2 protein-coding genes and 1 pseudogene are annotated in these 3,136 nt (G+C 73.7%); 1 reads left to right on the top strand and 2 read right to left on the bottom strand.

Annotation, left to right across the window (positions count from 1 at the left end):
* Together ABT112_RS34900 and ABT112_RS34895 are read right to left on the bottom strand one after the other, a co-directional pair.
* The coding region (locus ABT112_RS34900) for a glycosyltransferase (protein ID WP_351515803.1) at positions 1 to 1,283 on the bottom strand (1,283 nt) is incomplete at its 3' end.
* Positions 1,284 to 1,363: 80 nt separating this feature from the next.
* On the bottom strand, positions 1,364 to 2,455 hold the full coding sequence (locus ABT112_RS34895) for a DUF3344 domain-containing protein (protein ID WP_351515802.1): 1,092 nt from the start codon (positions 2,453 to 2,455) through the stop codon (positions 1,364 to 1,366).
* Positions 2,456 to 2,720: 265 nt separating this feature from the next.
* Here ABT112_RS34895 and ABT112_RS34890 point away from each other — a divergent pair.
* Positions 2,721 to 3,136, top strand: a pseudogene (locus tag ABT112_RS34890) (glycosyl transferase); the annotation flags it as partial.

The following is a 3,136-nucleotide window of genomic DNA, read 5'->3' as shown; positions in this document are numbered from 1 at the left end:
GGCCAGGGCGTTGACGCGCCGGGTACGGACGCGCCGCGCTGCGGGCGGCCGGGCGCGGGCGCGCCGGGCTCCGGGCGGCCGGGTACGGACGCGCCGCGCTGCGGGCGGCCGGGCGCGGGCGGGTGAGGGGCGAACGGGGCCGGCCGGAGCAGGTCGCCGTAGAGGCGGGTGACGGCGGCCGTGGTGCGCCGGATGTCGTACGCGCCGCGCACCTGTTCGCGGGCCTGCTCCCCCAGCGTGCGGCGGCGTCCGGGATCGAGCAGCAGCGCGGTCAGCGCGCGGGCGAGCGCCCGGGGGTCCTCGGGCGGCACCAGACAGCCGTCGGCGTGGCCGGGGGCCAGGCTCTCCCGCGCGCCGGCCACCTCGGAGACCACCACCGGGCGGGCGCAGGCCATGGCCTCCAGCGGGGCGAGCGCCATGCCCTCCCACCGGGACGGCAGGACGACGAGGTCCGCCGCCGCGTACCAGGGAGCGGTGTCGTCGGCGGCACCGGCGAACAGCACGCCCGGGGGCGCGGCTTCGCGCAGAGCGCCGTGGTCGGGGCCGTCCCCGACGAGGGCGAGCACGGCGCCGGGCACCGCGGCCGCCACCGCGGGCCAGGCGCGCAGCAGGACGTCCTGGCCCTTCTGCCGGCACAGCCGTCCCACGCAGACCACCAGCGGTGCCCGGCGGGGCAGTTCCCGCAGGGCGGGCAGTGCGGCCCGGGCGTCCTCCCGGGCCGCCGGACCGGCGGGCCGGAAGCGGTCGGTGTCGACGCCGTTGCGGACGACCGCCCACCGGCCGGGCACCCCGGCCCGGACACCGCGCAGCCGTTCGTCCTCACTGACGCACAGCACCCGGTGCGCCCAGCGGGCGGCGTACCGCTCCCAGCCCAGGGCCAGTTCGGCGGTGCGCCCGCCGACGGCCTCGAAGGACCAGGCGTGCGGCTGGTAGACGGTGGGGATCCGGCCGCGGACGGCGAGCCGGGCGGCGAGCCCGGCCTTGGCGCTGTGCGCGTGCACGAGACCCGGCCGGGCGCGCCGGATCAGCCGGGCCAGCCGCAGCGTCTCCAGCGGAAGGCGCCGCCCCGGTTCACGGCCGGCGGGCCAGCTCAGCACCTCCGCGCCGGCGTCCGCCGCGGCGTCGCTCAGCCCGCCCCCGGGAGGGCAGGCGACCACAACGCGCAGGCCCGACCGGGCCTGGCTGCGCACCAGGTCGACGACGACCCGGGCGACGCCGCCGTCGACGGGCTGGGAGATGTGCAGCACCGTCGGCAGGCGTCCTTCACGCTTGTGTTGCGGCACGCGTCGCTCCCGTACACGGACCGGATGGAACCAGGCCCAGCGGCGCAACGGCGCCGCCGGGGTGCTGCGTGGCGGCGGCGTCAGCGGCTGGCGTCGGCCTGCAGGAACAGGGCTCCGACGTGGTAGCCCTCCTCCTCGGTGCCGAAGCCGACCGTGAGCTCCTCGGCCCCGTTTCCGAGGACCGGCCGCAGGTCGTAGACGTCGGAGTCGTAGCCGAGGGTGTTGCGGTAGGAGGGCTGGCGCCCGGAGACCGGCCGGCCGGCGTCGGCGATCGTCGAGTTCATCGCGTCGTCGGCCGGGTTGGCGTCGTCGTGCAGCGCGACCGCCGGGGCCCGGTCGGCCCGCACGCTGAGCGCGTTGCGGCCGGAGCCCCGGTCCCCGTCGTAGGCGACGACGCCGAGACGGCCCGAGCCCTTGGCGGGGATGCGCAGACCGTCGAGGGTCAGGGCGTAGCTGCGCCGCTCCGCGCTCAGGCTCTCGAATCCGTCCCAGACGGCGAGTTCGCGCAGCGGCGCGGTCTGGTCGGTGTAGGCGACGACCAGGGTCCAGCCACCCCAGGTGCCCGCCGCCGAATGCCCCTTGGCGATATTGATCTGCGCCACCGTGAAGGCCCCGGGATTGGCGTCCTTCACGATTCCGGTGACATCCGCCGAGGCGGAGTAGGCGTCGAATCCACTGCCGGAGAGATGGCCGATCGTGGTGTCGGCGAGGACTTCCTTGTACTGGCCCCCGGGTTCGGCGAAGAGTACCCGCCCGTTGTCCTTGACCGGCTTCTGCTCGCCGACGCGCAGATTGCCGCCCCAATAGAGGCGGGCATAGCTCACGGTGGCGTTTTCCGGGAGTTTCAGCTCCGCCCGGCTGGAGTTGTAGGTGTTCGGGTCCTTGTCGACATCGATGTAGGTCATGCGGTAATCGCCGTTGGACCCCTTGGCACCCGCCTTCGCGTCCGCGCAGGGAACCTTCTCACCGGCGGTGGACTCGCAGGTGACGGAGGTGTTGGCGGTCCGGACGAGGCCTCCGTGCTGAACCGCCCGATAGCGCTCGGTGAACGGAATCCGGGAGGCTTCCCCGACAGCCGCCGCGGCCGTGGCGTGCGGCAGCGCCGTCGTCAGGGCGACGGACGACAACGCGCACAGCATGCTCCGGCCCGTCCTGCCCAGGGTAACCCGCATGACTGACCCTCCGACTTCAGCAAGATAATCCGACTGATCAGACCCTGGCAGATCTCCCATTCCGAAGTGCGCAGGACGCGCCCGAATACGCCGAGCGTGTGGTCCCCCATTCGGCATAACGCCGTGGCGCGCCGCAAATGCGATGTACACAACGTCGATCGAACTGCTCGTTACCTTGTCCTCTCGGTTGATGACCACTGGAAGTGAGCCATCCGGGTCATCGCTCCACAACGTTTCGTCCGAACGAGTCCGCGGGGGCGCCCCGATGGCATCGCACCGTCAGGTCTACGACTACGAGCGCTACAGCCGACTGGCCGGTCCGCTCACCGAGCCCGAGCCGGACCGCCCCTACCGGGTCCGCTACCGCAGCCTGCTGGCGCAGGAGCCCCACCGGATCCGCGCCGCGCTGCTGCTCGGGGCGGCCCCCGTCCTCTCGGCCGTGCTCCTGGTCTGGCTGCTGCAGCCGGAGCACTGGGTGCACCGGACGTACGTGTCCGGCTGGGAGACGGCGGCGGACACCACGATGCTCGTCTCCATCGGGCTGATCGAACTCTTCCGGCTGTTCACGGTGGTCTCCAACGCGCATGCCACGCTGGTGGCGCGGGATCCGGTGCCGGTGGTGCCGGAGAAGGGCACCAAGGTCGCCTTCCTCACCTCGTTCGTGCCCGGCAAGGAGCCGAT

The organism is Streptomyces sp. NPDC002055, from assembly GCF_040296705.1.
Lineage (GTDB): Bacteria > Actinomycetota > Actinomycetes > Streptomycetales > Streptomycetaceae > Streptomyces.
The sequence above is the reverse complement of the archived record's forward strand: the minus strand, read 5'-3'. Positions and strand labels throughout refer to the sequence as shown.